Genomic DNA, 18,466 nt, shown 5'->3' with positions numbered 1-18,466 from the left:
ACGAGCCGCAGCGATGGCTTTGCGCCACTGTCACAACGCGTCCGACTTCGAAGTCGCGGCCCGGCGCAGGTTGCCGAAACCGCTCTTCGACTATGTCGCGGGCGGCGCCGATGACGAGACGACCAAGCGTGCCAATGTTGCAGCCTTCGACCGTTACCAGCTGGTTCCCCGGTACCTGCAAGACATCCGCGAGATTGATCTGCGCCGCACCGTGCTCGGCTGCGAACTCGCCTGGCCGGTGATCCTTGCGCCAACCGGCATGAGCCGGATGTTCCATCCCGATGGCGAGTGCGGCGTAGCGAGTGCGGCTGAAGCAGCGGGCGTGGGCTACGCGCTCTCGACCATGGCGTCGGCCAGCATCGAGGCGATCGCGCAAGTCTCTCGTGGTCCGAAAATCTACCAGTTGTACCTGCTCGCAGACGATGGCTTGAATTTTGCGGCCATCGATCGCGCCAAGGCCGCAGGTTACGATGCGATTTGCCTGACGGTCGATACGGTGGTCGCCGGCAACCGTGAGCGCGACCTGCGATCAGGGCTGACCATCCCCCCCCGGCTCGGCATCGGCAGCTTGCTGCAGTTCGCACGGCGGCCCGGCTGGTGCCGGGATCATCTGCTGGGCGGAAAGTTCAGCATGCCCAACATCGCCCCGCCTGGCGCGGCGGCCACGGACATTTCGACGCTGGCGGCGTTCTTTGCGCAAAAGATGGAACGGCACATCAGCTGGCTCCGGGTCCAGCAACTGGTGCGCCATTGGGGCGGCCCGTTCGCAATCAAGGGCCTGCAGTGCGCCGCCGACGCAGTTCTTGCCGCAGGACACGGCGTGAGCGCGGTGATCGTATCGAACCACGGCGGCCGACAGCTTGACGGCACGGCCGCGACGATCGACTTGGTCGCCGACATCGTCGATGCCGCCGACGGTCGGGTGGAGGTAATTCTCGACGGCGGGGTCCGTCGCGGCACGCACGTGCTCAAGGCACTCGCGATGGGTGCGCGCGCCTGCATGATCGGGCGTCCTTATGTCTATGCACTGGCAGCCTTTGGCCAGCCCGGTGTCGTCCGCCTGCTCGAGCTGATGCGCGCGGAGACCGAGCGCGGCCTGGCATTGCTCGGCTGTTCGTCGGTCGACCAAGTGGGCCGACGCCACCTGCGCCTGGCCGCGCAAGTGCCAGCGTTCCTCGACGAACGCCCGATTTCCGAACCCGCGATTGCTCAACACCAAATGCACTGGACCGACCGATGAACGAATTCAGCCCCGTCTTCCGCCACTTCGTCGGCGGCCAGTTCGTGTCAGGACCCGACGCCATCGACGTCATCAATCCGGCCACGGAAAGATCCATCGGCGCAACCCCGGAAGCCGATGCCGCACTGGTCGACCAGGCCGTAGCGGCGGCCAAGGCAGCGCAGGTAGCGTGGGGCCGCCTGCCCGCGAACAGCCGTGCCGCGCCGCTCAGGGCCATGGCGGCGGCGATCCGGGCCGATATTCCGCGCATCGCCGCGATCGTCGCGATGGAGCAGGGCAAGCTGCAGCCGCTGGCGCAAATGGAGGTCTGGATCACGGCCGAATATCTCGAATACATGGCCGAATGGGCACGGCGCATCGAGGGTGAGGTCATCTCGAGCGATCGGCCGGGCGAACAGATGTTCCTGTTCCGCCGGCCGATGGGCGTGGTGGCGGGGATCATGCCGTGGAATTTCCCGTTCTTCATGATCGCGCGCAAAGTCGCCCCCGCGCTGATCACCGGCAACGCGATCGTGGTAAAGCCGAGTGAGGAAACCCCGTACAGCGCCCACGCCTTTGCCGAAATCGCCGCGGCATCGGGATTGCCCGACGGCTTGTTCAACCTGGTCAACGGTCGCGGTGCCGAAACGGGTGAGGCGCTTGTCACCCATCGCGATGTCGATATGATCAGCTTCACCGGCAGTTCTGCGGCAGGATCCCGCATCATGGCCAAGGCGGCAGCCAACCTGACCAAGGTCAGCCTCGAACTGGGCGGCAAGGCCCCCGCCATCGTGCTCGACGATGCCAATATCGATCTGGCGGTCGGCGTGCTCAAGGCATCAAAGGCGCTCAACTCCGGGCAGGCCTGCAATTGTGCCGAGCGGATTTATGTCCAGCGCGGGGTCGCCGCAGAATTCCGCGACAAGCTGGCCGCGGCCATGGGATCGATCCGCTATGGTGATCCGATGGGCGAGGCACCGATCGACATGGGTCCGCTGATCAATCGCGATGCGGTCGATCGCATCGCCGCGATGGTCGAAGACGCGCGCGGCAAGGGAGCCGAAGTCCTTGCCGGCGGGACCGCCGAAGCGCGCGGTGGCGGTTATCACTATGCAGCGACGGTCCTTGCGGGCACCACGCCCGACATGCACGTGGAGCAGCGCGAACTGTTCGGCCCCGTGGTGATGGTGCACGAGATCGACGATCTCGATCATGGCATCGCATTGGCCAACGACAGCGAATATGGCCTGACCTCTTCGATCTTCACCAACAGTCTCAACGCGGCGATGAAAGCCATTGCCGAATTGCGCTTCGGCGAAACATACGTGAACCGCGAAAACTTCGAGGCCATCCAGGGCTTTCACGCCGGCGTACGCAAGTCGGGGATCGGCGGTACGGACGGCAAGCACGGCCTTTACGAGTACACCCACACCCAAGTGGCCTATATCCAGACGTGAGCGGGCCGCGCCGGGCTGGCGGATCGGTCAGGCCGGCATGATCAGGCGGTGCTTTCCTTCCTGTGGCCTTGGGCGATCACTCCGGGCCGGCGACCCGTCCAGCGCTTGAACGCCCGCGAAAACGTGTTCTCATCGGAAAATCCGAGCATGTAGGCGACATCGCTGACGGTAATGCCAGGGCGCCGCAGGTACTGGAACGCCAGTTCCTGCCGCACGTCGTTGAGCACGTCGACGAAAGTCGTGCCCTCGGCCTTCAACCTGCGCAGCAGCGTGCGCTCGGTCATGTTGAGTTGCCGCGCGACGCTGGATTTCGACACTGCCCCGTTGGGCATCGTCGCGATCAGCAAGTCGCGCACGCGCACCGCCATGCGCCCCGACATGCGCTGTTCGAGATAGCGGTTGGCGACGCTGTCGAGCATCGAGGCCAGCTCCTCGTCGGCAGCCAGAATCGGGCGGTCGAGGTCGGCAGTCTTGAACACGATGCAGTTCTGTGAAGCGCTGTACGTGATCGGGGCCCTGTAGAATGCCTGATAATCCGCGTCGTCGGCCGGGGCCGCGTGCTGCAGACGCACTTCGAGCGGTTCGATCTGTTCGCCGCTGATCCACCGCGCAAATGCCAAGGTGCCGGCCAGGACAGTGTCGATCGTCTGGTAAATCAGCGGCGTGCCGCCGGTATCGAACAGGAATTCGATGGTCGTGGCCTCACCTGCCTCGCTGATGGTGGCAGTCGCAGAATCCGAAATCAGGCGGCAATAGAAAGCAAAACGATGCAGCGCGCGTGCCAGGGTGGCGCTGCAACTCATGGCATAACCGACGACATGGAACGTGGCGGGCCGGATCTCGGCCACGACCTTGAGGGCGAAGTTCGTTTCTCCGCTCAATTCGATCGCCTTGCGCCACAGCTGGCTGATCTGTTCCTGCGAATAGCGGCTGTATCCGCCTTCGAGCAGCCCGCGATCCATGCCGATCTCGGCCAGAACGCCTTCGACATCGATGTCCAGGCCGCGCATCGCGCGCACCATCGCCAGAACCCACCCGGTCAATCCCGATTTGCCTACTTCCACCATATGTCCGATTGCACCAACCTCTCCATCAGAGGCTATATCGCCTTGGTGCCCGAAATGCCACTGTGGCACATTCGTACCGTCGATGCCGTCCGTCATGCTGGCATGAGACAGACCCTGCGACGCCGACATCAATCGCGAAACCCGCACCGCAACGCCGTTCAGCACCGAATTGACCGAGGGTCGGTCGAACAGCTGTTCATCGATCACCGCATTGCGCATCGTCCCACGCCGCCTGTTCCAACGTGCCGTTGCGGTTGATCGACGGCAGCTTGACCACGTCCGGATCGCGGTGAAGCGCTTTCATCGCCCAAGCTTTGAGGCAGACGCAGTGGTGCGTCGAACGACCCTCGGCCCTGTCCAGGCCTGTTCTCCGGATGGCAGGCGACCTGACCGTCAGCTGGCGTTGGCGGGCCACGGCCGCTTGACCGCTTGCGGTGCGATATTGACCGGGATCGCAGACATTCTGGGCATGGCATTGAGCGGATCGGCATGACGGTCTGTCGTGATCAGCATGTTGGTCGATGAGCCGTGGAGCGCCGGATCGAGATTTTCCCCGGGCAGGCCCCCCCATGCCACGGCCATCGAGACCACGCCCGGTCGAACCGCCGAATCGGCTTCGACGATGGCCTCGATGCTGGCGTGATCGGAACTGATCGTCACGTGATCGCCGCTGGCAAGGCCCATTTCTGCCAGATCGGCGGGATTGAGATAAGCCGGGTTGTAGGGGTTGCGATTGCGGGTGCCTGCCAGATGCATCCCGATCGAATTGTAGAAATTCCGCATCCGTCGGGTCGATAGCAAGTGGGTGAACGGGGACACTTCGCTGGCCGCAAGTCTGGTGCGCGCTATTCCGGCGGCGACCGCCGCAAGCTCCTCGAACACGTCGTCGGGCATGACATCGAAAGTTGCCGTGGCTTCCGGGCGCGGAGGCTGGACGATGGTCTGTGCTTCGGTGAAGACCTTGCCCGAAGGGTGCCGCTTGATCTCGTCCAGCGGGGCCAGCGGATGGTTGCAACGAATGGCCAGCAATTCGTCAGTAGTAGGCGGCACGTCACGATCGAGCGCGGTCCCGCAAAAATTCAGCGACTTGCCCAGCCGCTTGGCGATCGCCCAGAAGAAGTACCATTCCTCCATCACGTCCGAGCCTTGGGGCGGCTGCAGGATCGCTGGCGAATAGCCGACCCAGGACTCCGGGAAAAAGGCAAAGCCATAGGCGCTGACCGGAAGGTCGGCACGTTCGTACTGCATCAACGGGGGGATGACATAGTCGGCCAGCCGGACGGTGTTGCTCATGTACGGATCGATGGAAACCTTCAGATCCAACGCCTCGAAAGCCCGCAGCATCTTCTGCTGATCGGGCATCAGGCTGGCGAGATTGCCGCCGCACGAAATCAGCACCCTGACCTGCCCGGCCCCCGGCGTAAGAATTTCATCGGGCAAAGTTCCCGTGGTCTTTTCACCCGCCAGCGATCCCACGCCGCGGATCCGGCTGGGCGGCGCGTTCCATGACGTGCGCGACGGCGGAATGACCTCGGCCCGGAACGTTGCCGGCGGGGTCATCATGTCCACGCTCAGCACCCGGTCACCGGCGCGAATGAAGCGGCCGCAGACCACGTTGAGGCAATCGGCCAAGTGCTGCATGAGGTTTGAATGCGGTGCCATGCTCGGTCCCGTGCCGGTGTAGGCAGCGCCCTGAACGGAATCGCGCGCAAACATCGCCGCCACGGATCTGAGATCACCGCGCTCGAGCCCGCTGGATGCCTCAACCGACGCATCGTCGAACGGCTCCACGGCCGTACGCAACTTGCGCATGGCTTCAGCGCCGACATACCGCTCGCAGAATGCCTTGTCCTCCCATCCCTCGTCGAGGATGATGCGGATCATGGCCGCCAGGATGGCGGAATCGTTCCCCGGCAGCGGCTGGATCGCCAGATCGGCGAAGCCTGCGGTCTCCGTCCGCCGCGGATCGATGACGATCAGCTTGAGCCCTGCGGCCTTCGCTTGTTTCAGGCGCTTGGTCGGATCGGACGCAAGAAAACCGAGCAGCCCATGCGAGAGCAGCGGGTTGGTGCCGATCAACAGAATCACATCGCACTGCTCCAGTTGCAGGTTGCCCCCGGCCCAGCCCCCGAGACGCTCGAACGACAGTGTCTTGGCGGACTGATCGATCGTGTACGAAGTAAACCGCGACCGTGAGCCGATGGCATCGAGGAACGAGGCCTGCATCGAGACGGCGGTCGAATTGAATATCGAACCATTGCCGAAATAAACGCCGACGGAATCGGGACCGTAACGCTCGATCGATTGTTCGATCTGCTGCGCAATTTCGTCGAGTGCCGCTTCGGATGCGATCCTTGCAAACTCACCTTGGTCATTCTTGCGCAGGGGATGAAGAAGTCGGGCAGGACCGTGATGCGCCTCTTCGGCCTGCAGGCCCTTGAAGCAGGCATATCCGCGCGTCAAAGGATGCTCGCGATCCCCGCGAATATCCACGATGCGATCATGCTGGTCGATCGTGAGCTGCATGCCGCAGTGCCCAAGGCAAATTCGGCAGAAGGCGTGCTCGGTCCGCAGGGGCTCGTCCATCAACATCCTCTCGCACCCGGATTTTGTGCCGGCCTGCAAGATCAGTCTTTCGCTAAAGCCCCCGTCAGGCAAGCGCCCGACGGGACAGCGACCGACCCAGCGAGACAATCTTGTCCGGCACGCAAAACGCGGCGGCGCGGCGATCTGGTTTGGGCGTCGCACGGCCAGGCCCCGATTATGGCACGGTCGGTTGGAAGCTGTCCCGTTCCGCACTTACGGGCGCCAGGCAATATGGAACAGTGTGAAGTGTCCCGGCGTGCGAAGGCCAACATCGACGATGACGGGCAATTCGGAGAGGACCGAAATGCACAACCCCTACCGATATGTCCGCTTTTGCGCATGGATGGGACCGGTTTGCCTGGTGGCGCTGATCCTTGGCTGGGGTGTCCTGGGATACAACATACCACCATATTCGGCCGCGCTCGATGCGCAGGCGATTGCGGACCATTTCAAGCAACACCAGACGCCGGTGCGCATCGGCATGGTGCTCACCATGATGTTCGGCGTGCTGTACTTCGTGTGGGGCCTGGCGATCGCAAAGGTGATGGAAGCGGTGGAACGCGACAACGACGTTCTTTCGCGCCTCCAGACATGGGGTGCGGGCTTTACGACGATCGTCCTCGTCCTCCCGGCATCGATCTGGCTGACCGCAGCTTTCCGGCCCACGGTGAACCCCGAGATTCTGCAGCTTCTCTATGACCTTGGCTGGATATTCTTCGATCTGGCGTTTTCCCTGACCATGCTGCAGCTGATCCCGTTGGGCATCTGCTTCCTTTCGGACCGCAGGCAGCTGCCGCTGGTCCCCAAATGGGTCGGGTGGTTTGCCTTGTGGGTTGGCGCGATGTTCGTCGTCCTGGCGCTTATGCCCTTTTTCAAGACCGGGCCGTTCGCTCGAAACGGATTGTTGAACTACTGGGTCGAATTCAGCCTGTTTTTCTGGGTTATGATCATCCTCTCGATCTACCTGTTGCGCGCGCTGCGGATCCTCGATGGCGAGCAGGCCGCCTTGGCCAAGGCCTGAAGCGGTGCCCGAAGGGGCGGCAATCGGAACGGCAGAGGACCGTGCGGTCCCCAGCATCCTGCTGTTCATCGGTGCCGACATCGCCAGTTTCATTCTCTTCTTCGCCGTGTTCATGGGCGAGCGGCTGGCGCAACCGGTCCAGTTTGCCCGATCAGCCGCCCAGCTGGATGCCCGCCTCGGGCTAGCCAATACGCTGATCCTGGTTTCCAGCGGCTGGCTGGTGGCACGAGCGGTCAGAGCGGGTACCCAGGGCAACCGGCACGGGGCACGCCGGCAACTGTTCGCCGCGCTGCTGGTCGGGAGCGGCTTTGCGGTGATCAAGCTGGTCGAATACACGGCCGATTTCCAGCGTGGCCTGACGCTGCTGACCAATGACTTCTTCAGTTTCTACTTCGCGCTGACGGGCGTCCACTTGCTGCACTATGCAATCGGCATGGTTTTGCTGGGTTACGTGGCGCGCATGGCACGTACATCGACCGACCCGGAATTCGAGACGTGGCTTACCGGGGTTGGCCTTTACTGGCACATGGTCGACCTGCTGTGGCTGTTCCTGTTTCCGATGTTTTATCTGCAGGGCCTGTGGTGAACGGAAATCGGCCCGACCGGCTGACAATCGTCTGGATAGCGTTGCTGCTCGCGACCGTTGCGGGGTTCGGCACAGCCGGACTGCACAGCAGCGCGGGGCTCGCTTTCGTGATCGTGATGCTCGTCGCGGCGTTCAAGGCGCGCCTCGTCATCCGGCACTTCATGGATTTGCGTCTGGCGCCGCGCCCTTGGCGATGGGCCTTCGACGGGCTTGTGGCGGCAGCCACCTGCGTCATCATCGGCTTTCACCTTGCGGCACTGGCTGGCTGACGCTGGCGAAGCCCGACGGGGCGCGCGATGCGGCCTTGGGCGACGGCGCAGCCGGTTCAGCCCGACGTGGACAGCGCCAGTTCGATCCCCTTGATCGACGGACCGGTGCTCCAGCCGCCATCGACCAGCAGTGTCTGGCCGGTAATGTAGCTGGCATCGTCGCTGGCCATGAAGTGCACGGCGGCGGCCAGTTCTTCCGGGCGGCCGATGCGGCCGAGCTGGGTGAATACCGCGGCGTTGCGGGCGACCATATCCGGTGCTTCCGCCATTGCCATCGGGGTTTCGATGATGCCCGGAGCCACGCAGTTGACGCGGATCCCGGCCGGTCCATATTCCACCGCTGCCGTCTGCGTCAGCGAGATGATCCCGGCCTTGGTCGCGGCATACTCGCCCCAGGTGACGAACCCGCGCACGGCGGTGATCGACGATATGTTCACGATCGCGCTGCCTGGCTTCATGCGTGCGCCCGCCTCCTTGATGCCGCTCTGAACGCCCAACGTGTGCACGCGCCAGAACCGTTCCGAACGCGCCGGGTCGGCATCGGCAAGCGGGGCCGCGCTGGCGACGCCGGCATTGTTCACCAGGATATCGAGCTTGCCGAACCGGTCGACTGCGGCCTGACACAGCGCTGCCATCTCTTCGGGTATGGACACATCGGTCTGGCGGAACTGGCAACCCCAGCTTTCGACCAATGCGCCGACGTCGGCGATGTCGGCGCCGAGCACAAGCGCGCCGGCGGCCTTGAACCGTTGCGCAATGGCAGCCCCGATACCCGATCCCGCGCCCGTGACGATAGCGGCCTTGCCGGTCAGATCGAACATCTCAGAACTCCAGTTGCATGGGCGCATCAAGGCCGAGTTGGCGCATCAGGGCCGCCGTATCCCACAGGCTACGCTCGATGATGATCTTGCCCGCAGCGTCGAACGCATGGATCGTCAGGCCACGGACATGGGTGGTCTTGCCGGCGGCGGGAAGGCCGAGGAAATCCGTCTTGTGACGGATTTCCCAGGTCCATTCCAGTGTACCGCCGCGTTCATCGCCATGGTAACGCGTAGCGTTGAAGAAATGCTCCGAGGCATCGGGATCGACGTTCTCGAAGGTCTTGAACAACTCGCGCAATCTCGGCTTGTCGTTGGTAATCGTCACGCCGAGATTCATGTCTTCGTATTCGAACGTGTCGGTATAGTTTTCCATCAGCCGATCGAGATCGTCGTTGAACTGTTCGAGCCAGCTTTGCTCCCACGCGAGATTCATAGCTGCTCTCCCCGTTCCGATCTTTCAGCGGCGCTTAGAAATCGAGCCGCGCCTCGATGCCGTATGTGCGCAGTTCGGCCGGATAGTTCACGGTGAACGAACCGAGCAACGGCACGATTTCCTGGTAATAGTGCTTGTTGAACACGTTATCGCCATACGCCGAGATCTGCCACTTATCCCCCTTCTTGAGCGTCAGCCGGGCATTGACGAGGCTGAGCGGGTTGCGCTTCGTGCCGGGGGTGTTGTCCACATCCCACCACACGGAGCCGTAGTGGTTGTATTCGACGCGCGGCACCAGCTGGAGTTCGCCGAGATTGAACGATTGGGTCGCGCCCAGCGTCAGCGTCGATTTGAACGAACCCGGCGCACGGTTGCCGACGAACGACGGGTTGGGGGCGAACGCCTTTACCTTGGCATCGGTATAACCATAGCCACCGAACAGGCGCAGGCCGGTCGGCAGCAGCAGGTCGGCATCGAATTCGAAGCCGCGGCTGCGGACCTTGTCGATGCTGACGGTGGTTTGCAGGCCCACGCTGGGGAAGAACTGGAACTGTTCGGCGCCGGCGATGTCGGTCGTGAACGCCGCGGCATTGATCGAAAGCCGCCGGTTGAACAGTTTCGCCTTCGCCCCGACTTCGTAAGTGGTCGAGACTTCCTTCTGGTACTGATCCTGCACGAACACGGTGGCGGGGTTTCCGCCCGCCGCAGACACCGCCGCCTGCAATGTCTGACGCGACCCGATCGGGTTGAAACCACCCGACTTGAAGCCGCGACCGTAGCTTGCGTAAATGCTGCCCAGGTCATCTACATCGTAGGATATGCTGGCCTTGGGTTCGAACTGCTTGAACGTCTTGGCATCGCGGCACTGGTCGAGCGACCGGCCGGTCAACGCCACACAGTTGTTGTAGCTCGCCCCGGTCAACGGGTTGATCTGCGTGGGTGTGGCATTGCGGATGGTGCGCCGTTCGGTGTCATACCGGCCGGCAAGGCTGACGTGGAGCTGGCGCGTCACGTCGTACTGTACGCTGGCAAACGGGGCATAGCTGGTCGTGCGGTAGATGGGGTTGTCGTACGCGACGCTCGGGTTGGGGTCCGAAGGCGTGTAGAGCTTGCGCGGATCCTTCGGCAGCATCAGGTTCGTGTTGAGTTCGATGTTGCTGGTCTGATTGCGATCGAACCGCAGGATATAGAACCCGAGCTGCCACCGGAACCGTCCGTCGCTGGGCGACGTCAGGCGCAGTTCCTCCGACAGGTTGCGGTCCTTGTACGCGTATTGCTGAACCGTGGCGGTGCCCGGGATATACGGCGGCGACTGGCTGCCGAAATATTCGTGCAGGCTGTTCGCGCCGGAGATCGACGTGAGCTTGGCAAAGCCCATGTCGAACTCGACCTTCAGGCTCGCATCAAGGAACCGCTCGGTGAACTGGTGGGGCACATCGGAGGTAAACGGAATATTGGTGTTGTTCGCATCCAGCTTGGTGCCGTCGAAGCCGCCGATCGGAAGCCCCACGAATTGCGTGATCAGCGAAGACCCCCCGCCGACCGAGCGATAGCCGTCGACCTTGAGATCGACCACGAGATTGCTGTGGTTGTCGTAAACCAGCCGGCCGCGCAGGCTGTAATTCTTCGAGCGCTGGACTTTTTCGCCGGTCGTGATGTCGGTGTACGAGCCGTCGGTGTGACGGTAGGAACCGGCTACGCTGAAACCCAGGTTCGGCGTCAGCGGGCCCGACAGGCTCGCATTGCCGCGATAGGTGTTGAAGTTGCCGCCAGCCCCCAGGATATGGCCTTCGAGCGTGTCGCCCGGGCGCTTGGTGGTGATGACGATGGCGCCAGCGGCCGCGTTGCGCCCATAAAGCGCGCTTTGCGGTCCTTTCAGGACTTCGATTTGCTGGATGTCGAACAGGTCCTGGTTGAAGCCCTTGACGCTCGAGAGGGTCACGCCATCGATCACGAACGCGACGTTCGGGTCCGAACTGCGCGTGGCGGTCTGGCCGCGGATGTTGACGTAGGCTTCACCGGCATTGTCTTCGATGAACGTGACGTTGGGTACGCTCGCCAGAAAATTCGAAGGCTTGACGATGCCGGCGTCCTTGATCGACTGTTCGGTGAAGACGCTGACCTGGATCGGAACCTTGACCAGGCTTTCGTTGCGCTTGGTCGCCGTCACCACGATGTCGGCAGGAACGTTCGATTCCCTGGACACCGCATCCGCCGAACCCGGCTGCATCGCCCCGGCTTCGGGCGCGGGGGTCGATTGCGGCCCGGCAGTCGTCTGCGCGCTGGCAGACGCCGCAATGGCGCATCCGATTATCGCACCAAGCGACATGTACATACAACGGTGGCGCTGGATCATGGTGGTCCCCTCCTGTGGGTTATTGTTGATTTCGCTCTTTCGTCTTTCGACGCGGCGTGTGGGGCAGGATAGACACGAAACCGGCCAGCGCTCGGAAGAGCCTAGCGTGACAGCTTCCGCCCTTGCGAGACAAAGATGCCCAATGCCGGAATCCGGGGCGATGGAGAGCCGCTTTGGACTTTTGTCACGGACGGCGCGCTGTCGGCACATCCGGCTCTTGGATTGAAGCGGCCTCGTGTGCACTTCATAGTCCACAGGGTCCGGAACAGGACCCGACCAGGCCGTTGGCCACAAAACATCAAGCGGGAGATGGGCTATGAATCGCGATTGGGCGCAATATTGGATCAATCTGTTCTCGTCCAAGACCGACGAGCTGATGTCGCTGTATTCGCCGGAAATCCATTTCGAAGATGTCAATTTCGGCCTGACGATCGATAAGGATCTGGGCGCGCTGCGCGGCTTTTTCGAAAACTTCGTCAATCCGGATCGCTCGGTCAGCTACAACGATTTCGACGTGTTCGACTATGTCGGTGACAACCGCCTGGGATCGTTCCAGTGGACCTGGGAAACCAAGCATGCCGGAGATTTTCTCGGCGTTCCCGCCGCAGGAAAGGTCACCAAGACGCGCGGCGTCACGGTGATGGGTTGGGACGAGAACGGCAAGATCGTGCTCGAGCGCAGCATCTGGGATGCGATCCCGGTCATGCAGCAGCTCGGCGCCATCCCGGCTTGACCCGGTCATGAGCGGCGAAACCGGGGAATACCGCGTCGGCTCGCTGGCGGCAGTCGAAGCGGGTGATACGACCCTCGCGACCATCGGCGATACCGATGTTGCGCTGTTCCTCTGCCGTGGCCAGGTCGTGGCTACACAAGGGCAATGCCCTCACGCGCAAGGCCCCATCAATGAAGGCGATGTGGATGGAACCACGCTGACCTGCCCGTGGCACGGCTGGAGCTTCGATCTCGAAACGGGTGCATCGGGCGAGGACGAAAACCTGATGCTGCGGCGCTATCCGGTACGTGTCGATGGCGATGACATATGGGTAACGCTGTGAGCGAACCTGCTGCCATAAAGACCGTCGAGGCAAGCCTGCTCGACCGGCTGCGGGCGATCACCGGCGATGGTGGCGTGCTGACCGGGCCCGACGTATCGTCACGTTATCCCGGCTACTTCATGGACAAGATCGAAGCCGCCGCGATCGTTCGCCCGCGCACCACCGAGCAAGTTGCCGAAGTCATTGCCGCCTGCAACGCCGCACGCCAGCCCGTGGTCGTCCAAGGCGGGATGTCGGGATGGGTGCGCGCGACACAGACGAACGCCGACGAAATCGTCCTGTCCCTCGAACGGATGAACACGATCGAGCAGATCGACCCGGTCAATCGCACCGCCATGGTCCAGGCAGGAGTGATCCTGCAAACACTGCAGGAAGCGATTGAACCGCTGGCGCTGAGCTTCGCGCTCGATCTGGGCGGGCGCGGATCATGCCAGCTTGGCGGCAATGCCGCGACCAACGCCGGTGGATTGCGCGTGGTCCGCTACGGCATGATGCGCGAGCAGGTGCTGGGTCTGGAGGCGGTGCTGGCCGACGGGCGGATTGTCTCGTCGATGAACCAGATGATCAAGAACAACGCCGGCTATGACCTCAAGCAGCTGTTCATTGGCAGCGAGGGCACACTGGGTGTCATCACCCGGCTGGTCCTGCGACTGCGCGAAAGTCCGGTCAGCAGCAACACCGCGCTGGTTTCGGCCAGCAGTTTTGACCAGCTTTCGCGGTTGTTGCGCCATTGCGACGGGGCGTTCGGCGGCCTGCTCAGTGCATTCGAGCTGATCGACAACAGCTTTTACCGGGTCAATACCGCAGAGGGTCGTCACACGGCGCCGCTTGCTGCGGACAAGCCGTTCTACGCCATCGTCGAGGCGCTCGGGTCCGATCAGGAGCGTGATGCCGAATTGTTCGAACGCGTTCTGGGCGAGGCATCGGAGCTGGGCCTGTTCGACGATGCGATCCTCGCCCGTTCCGAGCGCGATCGAACCGCGATCTGGGCCATCCGCGAAGACCTTGAATTCGTCGTTCGCGATTTCCAGCCGTTTTACGCATTCGACGTCAGTCTTCCGGTTGGCGACATGGCCGGTTACATGGAGGACGTCGCCGCCCGGCTGCGCGCTCGCTGGCCGGACGGCAGGATCGCGTTCCTCGGCCATGTCGGGGACGGCAACCTGCATGTCGCCATCGGCGCCGGGGGCGACGATGACCGCCATGCCGTGGAAGGCTGCGTCTATGAACCGCTGCGCCAATGTGGCGGGTCGGTATCGGCCGAACATGGCATCGGCCTGGAAAAGAAGCCCTGGCTGTCGATCAGCCGCAGCGCCGAAGAACAAGCGTTGATGATCGACATCAAGCGATTGCTCGATCCCAACAACATCCTCAATCCCGGCAAGATCTTCGACAGGCTGCCAGTCGCGCCGCGGGCCGCGTGATGACGTCCGCGCTCCGCCTGCACGGCTATCCGGTCAGCAATTATTTCAACATCGCACGCGCCGCGTTGATCGAAAAGCGCCTGGTTCACGACATCGTCACCGCCCGCGCGGCGCAGGACGATGCGTTCCTGGCGATGAATCCGATGGGCAAGATCCCCGTCCTGGAAAGCCCCGACGGCTGGATTTCCGAAACGGTCGCGATCACCGAATACCTCGATGACCGGTTTCCCGACCATTCGCTGCGACATGCTGACCTTGCCGATCGCGCCACTGCGCGGCAAATCGTCAACATCGTCCAGATGTACCTTGAAGCACCTATCCGCAGCCTGTTTCCCGGCGTGTTCGCCAACGGCGCCAACGATCAGCGCACCGTGGATAGTGTGGCGGCGACGCTCGACCGCTCGACGCGTGCGTTGAGAATGCTGTGCCGCTCCGATCCGTTTCTCGTCGGAAGCGCCATCAGCCAGGCCGATCTCTTCGCATTTTACAACTTCGACATAGCCGAGCGCGTCGGCCACTTCGTCTATGGTCGCTCGGTCATCGCCGAGGCAGGCCTGGCGGCATGGTTCAACGGCATGGCGAAGCGCGACAGCAGCCGCCTGATCATGGCCGACTTCGAACTCCATTTCCGCCAATATCTTGCGGACCACGACGCACCTTATCGCGCCCCGCCGCCATTCTTGTCAGGACAGCAGACCCATGCGTGACGTCACGCTGAACGATAAATACGAAGTCCAGGACGATACGGTCCTGATGAACGGCACGCAGGCGCTGGTGCGCCTGCCAATGCTGCAGCGCGAGCGTGATCGGCGAAACGGGCTCAACACCGCTGGTTTCATTTCCGGCTATCGTGGCTCGCCACTGGGCAGCTACGATCTGGAACTGTGGCGCGCCAAGGATCATCTGGCCGCGCAGGACATCGTCTTCCAGCCCGGCGTGAACGAGGATCTCGCGGCCACTGCGGTGTGGGGCACACAGATGCTCGCGACCCTGCCTGGCGCCAATCGCGATGGCGTTTTCGCCATCTGGTACGGCAAGGGTCCGGGGGTCGATCGTTCTGGCGATCCGTTCAAGCACGGCAACCTGGCCGGCACCCATCCCAATGGCGGCGTGCTGATCGTTGCCGGCGACGATCACAGCGGCAAATCATCGACCGTGGCGCATCAGAGCGAGATGGCGTTGATGCACGCCGGGATGCCCATCCTTGCGCCGTCCAACACGCAGGATGTTCTCGATCTTGGCCTGCTGGGCTGGGCAATGTCGCGCTACACCGGGCTCTTCACCGGGTTCAAGCTGTGCAACGAAGTGCTCGAGCAGACCATGACGGTACGCATCGGCGTTGGCGACAACGGGCCCGTCCTTCCTGAGCGGGGCCAGGCGCCCGCCACCGGATTCCACAACTTTCCCACGCATCTCGATCGCGTCCAGTCAGAGATCGTGGCCAAGCGCTTTCGCTGGCCGCTCGTCGAAAAATTCGTCCGCGCCAACCGCATCGACCGGGTGTTGTTCGATGCCCCGAAGCGTCGCCTCGGCATCGTATCGTCGGGCAAGGCAGTGCCCGACGCCCGGCAGGCGCTTACCATGCTCGGCCTCGACGATGCGGCTGCGGGCGCCTTGGGCATCTCGTTTTACAAGCTCGGCTGCGTTTATCCGGTAGAGCGCGAAGGCCTGTACGAGTTTGCCCGGGGCCAGAACGAATTGCTGTTCATCGAGGAAAAGGACGGGCTCACCGAAGCGCAGGCCAAAGCGGCGCTCTATGGCCGGCCCGATGCTCCGCGCATCGTCGGCAAGGTCGATGAAGACGGCGCATTCATGATCCCGTCGGACGTCCAGTTGGAAGCGATCCAGTTGGCCATCGTCATCGCCGAACGCCTGCGCCGGCTGGGTATCGACGCGCCGGACGCGTTCGACCGTGCCGACCGGCTTGGCCGGCAGATCGTTACCGTCGGCGCGATGAAACCGGCCGACGCGGCGCGCTCGCCCTATTTCTGCTCGGGCTGCCCCCACAATACGAGCACGCGCTTCCCCGAGGGCAGCAGCGCCGCTGGCGGCATCGGCTGCCACGCCATGGCGATGTATTCGGGACCCGACATGCTGCCCAACGCCCAGATGGGCGGCGAAGGGGCGCACTGGTATTCGCAGGCCCACTTCACCGACATGCCGCACATCTTCCAGAACATGGGTGACGGCACGTATTACCACTCCGGGCTGCTTGCCGTGCGCGGTGCGGTGGCGGCCAAGGTCAACATCACCTTCAAGATCCTGTTCAACGATGCCGTCGCGATGACCGGCGGCCAGTCGGTTGACGGTCCGTTATCGGTCGGCGACATCACGCGCCAGGTCATGGCCGAGGGTGCGGTGCGCTGCGTTGTCGTGACCGACCGGCCGGAACTGTACGGCAGCGACAGCGGCCTTGAGCCCGGCGTCCAGGTCCACCACCGCGACGAACTCGACACGATCCAGCGCCAATTGCGCGATGTCGCGGGCACCACGGTCATCGTCTATGAACAGACGTGTGCCGCCGAAAAGCGCCGCCGCCGAAAGCGTGGCAAGTTTCCGGACCCAGCCAAGCGCATGTTCATCAATGCGGCCGTCTGCGAAGGCTGTGGCGATTGCTCGGTCCAGTCCAATTGCGTCAGCGTGTGGCCGCTCGAAACCGAGCTGGGGCGCAAGCGCCAGATCGACCAGTCGAACTGCAACAAGGACTACAGCTGCGTTAAGGGCTTTTGCCCCAGTTTCGTGACCGTGCTCGATGCCGAGCCGCGCAAGCCCAAGGCATCGGCGCTGGCCGGCGAGGCGATCACCGGGCTGCCGGATCCTGCCGTCGTGCCGCTGGATGGCGAATATTCGATCATGGTATCGGGTATCGGCGGAACCGGTGTCGTCACAATCGGCGCGTTGCTCGCGATGGCCGCACATCTGGAGGGCAAGGCCTGTTCGGTGTTCGACATGACCGGGCTCAGCCAGAAGAACGGCGCGGTCTTCAGCCATGTTCGCATAGCCGCCTCGGTCGAAGCGCTCGGAGCGCAGAAACTGGGCGTGGGCGATGCCGATCTGGCGCTTGCTTTCGATATTGTCGCTGCACTCGCCAAGGAGCCCGTGGTCAGCTTCGATCCCGAACGGACGCGCACCGTGGCCAACGCGCGGATCACCCCGACACCGTCCTTCCAGCGCAACCCCGACATGACGCTCGACCAATCGCTGATGTTGAAGCGGCTCGAACGCCTGTCGCGCGAAGTCCATGCCGTCGACGCGACCGGACTGGGCCTGGCCTTGTTGGGCGACACGATCGCCGCAAACCTGTTCATGCTCGGCTACGCCAGCCAGCTGAGCCTTTTGCCCGTCGGCCCCGCGGCAATCGAACGCGCCGTTGAGATCAATGCCGTTTCGGTGCCGTTCAACAAGGCGGCCTTCAACCTCGGGCGACTTCAGGCCGCGGACCGGTCGCGGATCGACGTGGCGGTGGCGGGCAACCGCCCGCTGCCCGAATTCGTCCCGCTGACCGACCTCGACGAGATCGTGGCGCACCGCAGCGCTCTGCTGACCGCCTACCAGAACCCAGCCTATGCCGTGCGGTACCGCGCACTGGTCGATCAAGTTTCGGCAGCTGAAGCGCAAGCCCTGCCTGGCAGCAGCGCTTTGGCGGTGATGGTCGCTCGCAACTTCGCGAAACTGATGGCTTACAAGGATGAATACGAGGTCGGCCGCCTCCATTCCGACCCGGCGTTCAAGGCGCAGATCGCCGCAGCGTTCGAAGATGGCGCAAAGTTGCGCTACAATCTGGCGCCGCCGTTGTTCGCCAAGCGCGATCCGGCGACCGGGCAGCTCAAAAAGCGCGAGTTCGGGGCGTGGATGGCCACGGGATTCGCCGTGCTGGCAAAGCTCAAGGGCTTGCGCGGCACCGCGTTCGATCCTTTCGGCCGCACTGCAGAACGGCGCATGGAGCGCCGCCTGATCGATGAATACGAAACGCTGATGCGCCGCGTTGCCGCCGCCCTCCAGCCTGCCAATCACGCCACAGCGATAGAGCTTGCCAGCCTGCCCGGGCAGATCCGGGGCTTCGGCCACGTCAAGGAAGCCAATGCCGCCAGTGTCGCGGCGCTGCGGGCCCAGACGATCGCCCGGTTCGATGCCCAATCGTCGGCAAATGCGCAGCGCGCCGCGTGAAAGGA

General features: G+C 63.1%; 15 protein-coding genes. 10 read left to right on the top strand and 5 right to left on the bottom strand.

Annotated features, from left to right (window positions below; translation table 11 throughout):
• Positions 1–13 precede the first annotated feature (13 nt).
• Both NL2_RS04800 and aldA read left to right on the top strand, forming a co-directional pair.
• Positions 14–1,240 (top strand): alpha-hydroxy acid oxidase, encoded by a 1,227-nt coding sequence (locus NL2_RS04800; RefSeq protein ID WP_068072335.1) that lies wholly within the window; start codon positions 14–16, stop codon positions 1,238–1,240.
• Complete coding sequence (aldA, locus tag NL2_RS04795; protein WP_068072332.1) at positions 1,237–2,676, top strand: aldehyde dehydrogenase; 1,440 nt, start codon at positions 1,237–1,239, stop codon at positions 2,674–2,676. The genes NL2_RS04800 and aldA overlap by 4 nt, the downstream gene beginning before the upstream one ends.
• A 41-nt stretch (positions 2,677–2,717) precedes the next feature.
• Here aldA and NL2_RS04790 read toward each other — a convergent pair whose 3' ends face one another.
• A complete protein-coding gene (locus NL2_RS04790) occupies positions 2,718–3,719 on the bottom strand; it encodes an AraC family transcriptional regulator (RefSeq protein ID WP_169799468.1) in 1,002 nt (333 codons plus the stop codon).
• A 417-nt stretch (positions 3,720–4,136) separates the two neighbouring features.
• Positions 4,137–6,269 (bottom strand): molybdopterin-containing oxidoreductase family protein, encoded by a 2,133-nt coding sequence (locus NL2_RS04785; RefSeq protein ID WP_068072327.1) that lies wholly within the window; start codon positions 6,267–6,269, stop codon positions 4,137–4,139.
• On the opposite strand from NL2_RS04785, the gene NL2_RS04780 reads away from it, so the two are divergent.
• From NL2_RS04780 to NL2_RS21375, 3 genes are read left to right on the top strand one after another with little or no spacing between them, the layout of a single operon-like run.
• The gene (locus NL2_RS04780; protein WP_169799467.1) at positions 6,259–7,350 is read left to right on the top strand and encodes a hypothetical protein; all 1,092 of its coding nucleotides are present in this window, start codon (positions 6,259–6,261) and stop codon (positions 7,348–7,350) included. The two genes, NL2_RS04785 and NL2_RS04780, sit on opposite strands and share 11 nt — an antisense overlap.
• A 4-nt stretch (positions 7,351–7,354) precedes the next feature.
• Positions 7,355–7,936 (top strand): cytochrome c oxidase subunit 3, encoded by a 582-nt coding sequence (locus NL2_RS04775; protein ID WP_068072322.1) that lies wholly within the window; start codon positions 7,355–7,357, stop codon positions 7,934–7,936.
• The gene (locus NL2_RS21375; protein WP_369405437.1) at positions 7,846–8,205 is read left to right on the top strand and encodes a cytochrome C oxidase subunit IV family protein; all 360 of its coding nucleotides are present in this window, start codon (positions 7,846–7,848) and stop codon (positions 8,203–8,205) included. Before NL2_RS04775 ends, NL2_RS21375 begins: the two co-directional genes overlap by 91 nt.
• A 56-nt stretch (positions 8,206–8,261) precedes the next feature.
• Here NL2_RS21375 and NL2_RS04765 read toward each other — a convergent pair whose 3' ends face one another.
• Genes NL2_RS04765 through NL2_RS04755 form a run of 3 tightly spaced genes read right to left on the bottom strand, consistent with a single transcriptional unit; the run spans position 8,262 to position 11,815 of the window.
• Positions 8,262–9,026 (bottom strand): SDR family NAD(P)-dependent oxidoreductase, encoded by a 765-nt coding sequence (locus NL2_RS04765; RefSeq protein ID WP_068072316.1) that lies wholly within the window; start codon positions 9,024–9,026, stop codon positions 8,262–8,264.
• A gap of 1 nt (position 9,027) precedes the next feature.
• Positions 9,028–9,459: an ester cyclase gene (locus tag NL2_RS04760; RefSeq protein ID WP_068072313.1), complete on the bottom strand. Its 432-nt coding sequence runs from the start codon at positions 9,457–9,459 to the stop codon at positions 9,028–9,030.
• A gap of 34 nt (positions 9,460–9,493) precedes the next feature.
• On the bottom strand, positions 9,494–11,815 hold the full coding sequence (locus NL2_RS04755; protein WP_169799465.1) for a TonB-dependent receptor: 2,322 nt from the start codon (positions 11,813–11,815) through the stop codon (positions 9,494–9,496).
• A 316-nt stretch (positions 11,816–12,131) separates the two neighbouring features.
• On the opposite strand from NL2_RS04755, the gene NL2_RS04750 reads away from it, so the two are divergent.
• Genes NL2_RS04750 through NL2_RS04730 form a run of 5 tightly spaced genes read left to right on the top strand, consistent with a single transcriptional unit; the run spans position 12,132 to position 18,461 of the window.
• Entirely contained in the window at positions 12,132–12,548 is a 417-nt protein-coding gene (locus NL2_RS04750; RefSeq protein ID WP_068072307.1) for an ester cyclase, read from the top strand.
• Positions 12,549–12,555: 7 nt separating this feature from the next.
• Positions 12,556–12,870 (top strand): Rieske (2Fe-2S) protein, encoded by a 315-nt coding sequence (locus NL2_RS04745; protein WP_068072304.1) that lies wholly within the window; start codon positions 12,556–12,558, stop codon positions 12,868–12,870.
• The gene (locus NL2_RS04740) at positions 12,867–14,294 is read left to right on the top strand and encodes an FAD-binding oxidoreductase (RefSeq protein WP_218006093.1); all 1,428 of its coding nucleotides are present in this window, start codon (positions 12,867–12,869) and stop codon (positions 14,292–14,294) included. Before NL2_RS04745 ends, NL2_RS04740 begins: the two co-directional genes overlap by 4 nt.
• Positions 14,294–15,001, top strand: coding sequence for a glutathione S-transferase family protein (locus NL2_RS04735; protein ID WP_068072298.1), 708 nt, complete (start codon positions 14,294–14,296; stop codon positions 14,999–15,001). Before NL2_RS04740 ends, NL2_RS04735 begins: the two co-directional genes overlap by 1 nt.
• A complete protein-coding gene (locus NL2_RS04730; RefSeq protein WP_068072295.1) occupies positions 14,994–18,461 on the top strand; it encodes an indolepyruvate ferredoxin oxidoreductase family protein in 3,468 nt (1,155 codons plus the stop codon). The genes NL2_RS04735 and NL2_RS04730 overlap by 8 nt, the downstream gene beginning before the upstream one ends.
• Positions 18,462–18,466: the final 5 nt, after the last annotated feature.

This window comes from Novosphingobium lentum NBRC 107847 (assembly GCF_001590965.1).
GTDB lineage: Bacteria > Pseudomonadota > Alphaproteobacteria > Sphingomonadales > Sphingomonadaceae > Novosphingobium > Novosphingobium lentum.
This window is presented reverse-complemented; position numbering and strand designations above follow the sequence as displayed.

What these genes read in the sequence shown, in the direction of transcription:
- NL2_RS04785 (WP_068072327.1), bottom strand. Translation starts at nt 6,269, where the DNA reads ATGCAGCTCACGATCGACCAGCATGATCGCATCGTGGATATTCGCGGG.
- NL2_RS04745 (WP_068072304.1), top strand. Translation starts at nt 12,556, where the DNA reads ATGAGCGGCGAAACCGGGGAATACCGCGTCGGCTCGCTGGCGGCAGTC.
- NL2_RS04735 (WP_068072298.1), top strand. Translation starts at nt 14,294, where the DNA reads ATGACGTCCGCGCTCCGCCTGCACGGCTATCCGGTCAGCAATTATTTC.
- NL2_RS04760 (WP_068072313.1), bottom strand. Translation starts at nt 9,459, where the DNA reads ATGAATCTCGCGTGGGAGCAAAGCTGGCTCGAACAGTTCAACGACGAT.
- NL2_RS04765 (WP_068072316.1), bottom strand. Translation starts at nt 9,026, where the DNA reads ATGTTCGATCTGACCGGCAAGGCCGCTATCGTCACGGGCGCGGGATCG.
- aldA (WP_068072332.1), top strand. Translation starts at nt 1,237, where the DNA reads ATGAACGAATTCAGCCCCGTCTTCCGCCACTTCGTCGGCGGCCAGTTC.
- NL2_RS04755 (WP_169799465.1), bottom strand. Translation starts at nt 11,815, where the DNA reads ATGATCCAGCGCCACCGTTGTATGTACATGTCGCTTGGTGCGATAATC.
- NL2_RS04800 (WP_068072335.1), top strand. Translation starts at nt 14, where the DNA reads ATGGCTTTGCGCCACTGTCACAACGCGTCCGACTTCGAAGTCGCGGCC.
- NL2_RS04730 (WP_068072295.1), top strand. Translation starts at nt 14,994, where the DNA reads ATGCGTGACGTCACGCTGAACGATAAATACGAAGTCCAGGACGATACG.
- NL2_RS04750 (WP_068072307.1), top strand. Translation starts at nt 12,132, where the DNA reads ATGAATCGCGATTGGGCGCAATATTGGATCAATCTGTTCTCGTCCAAG.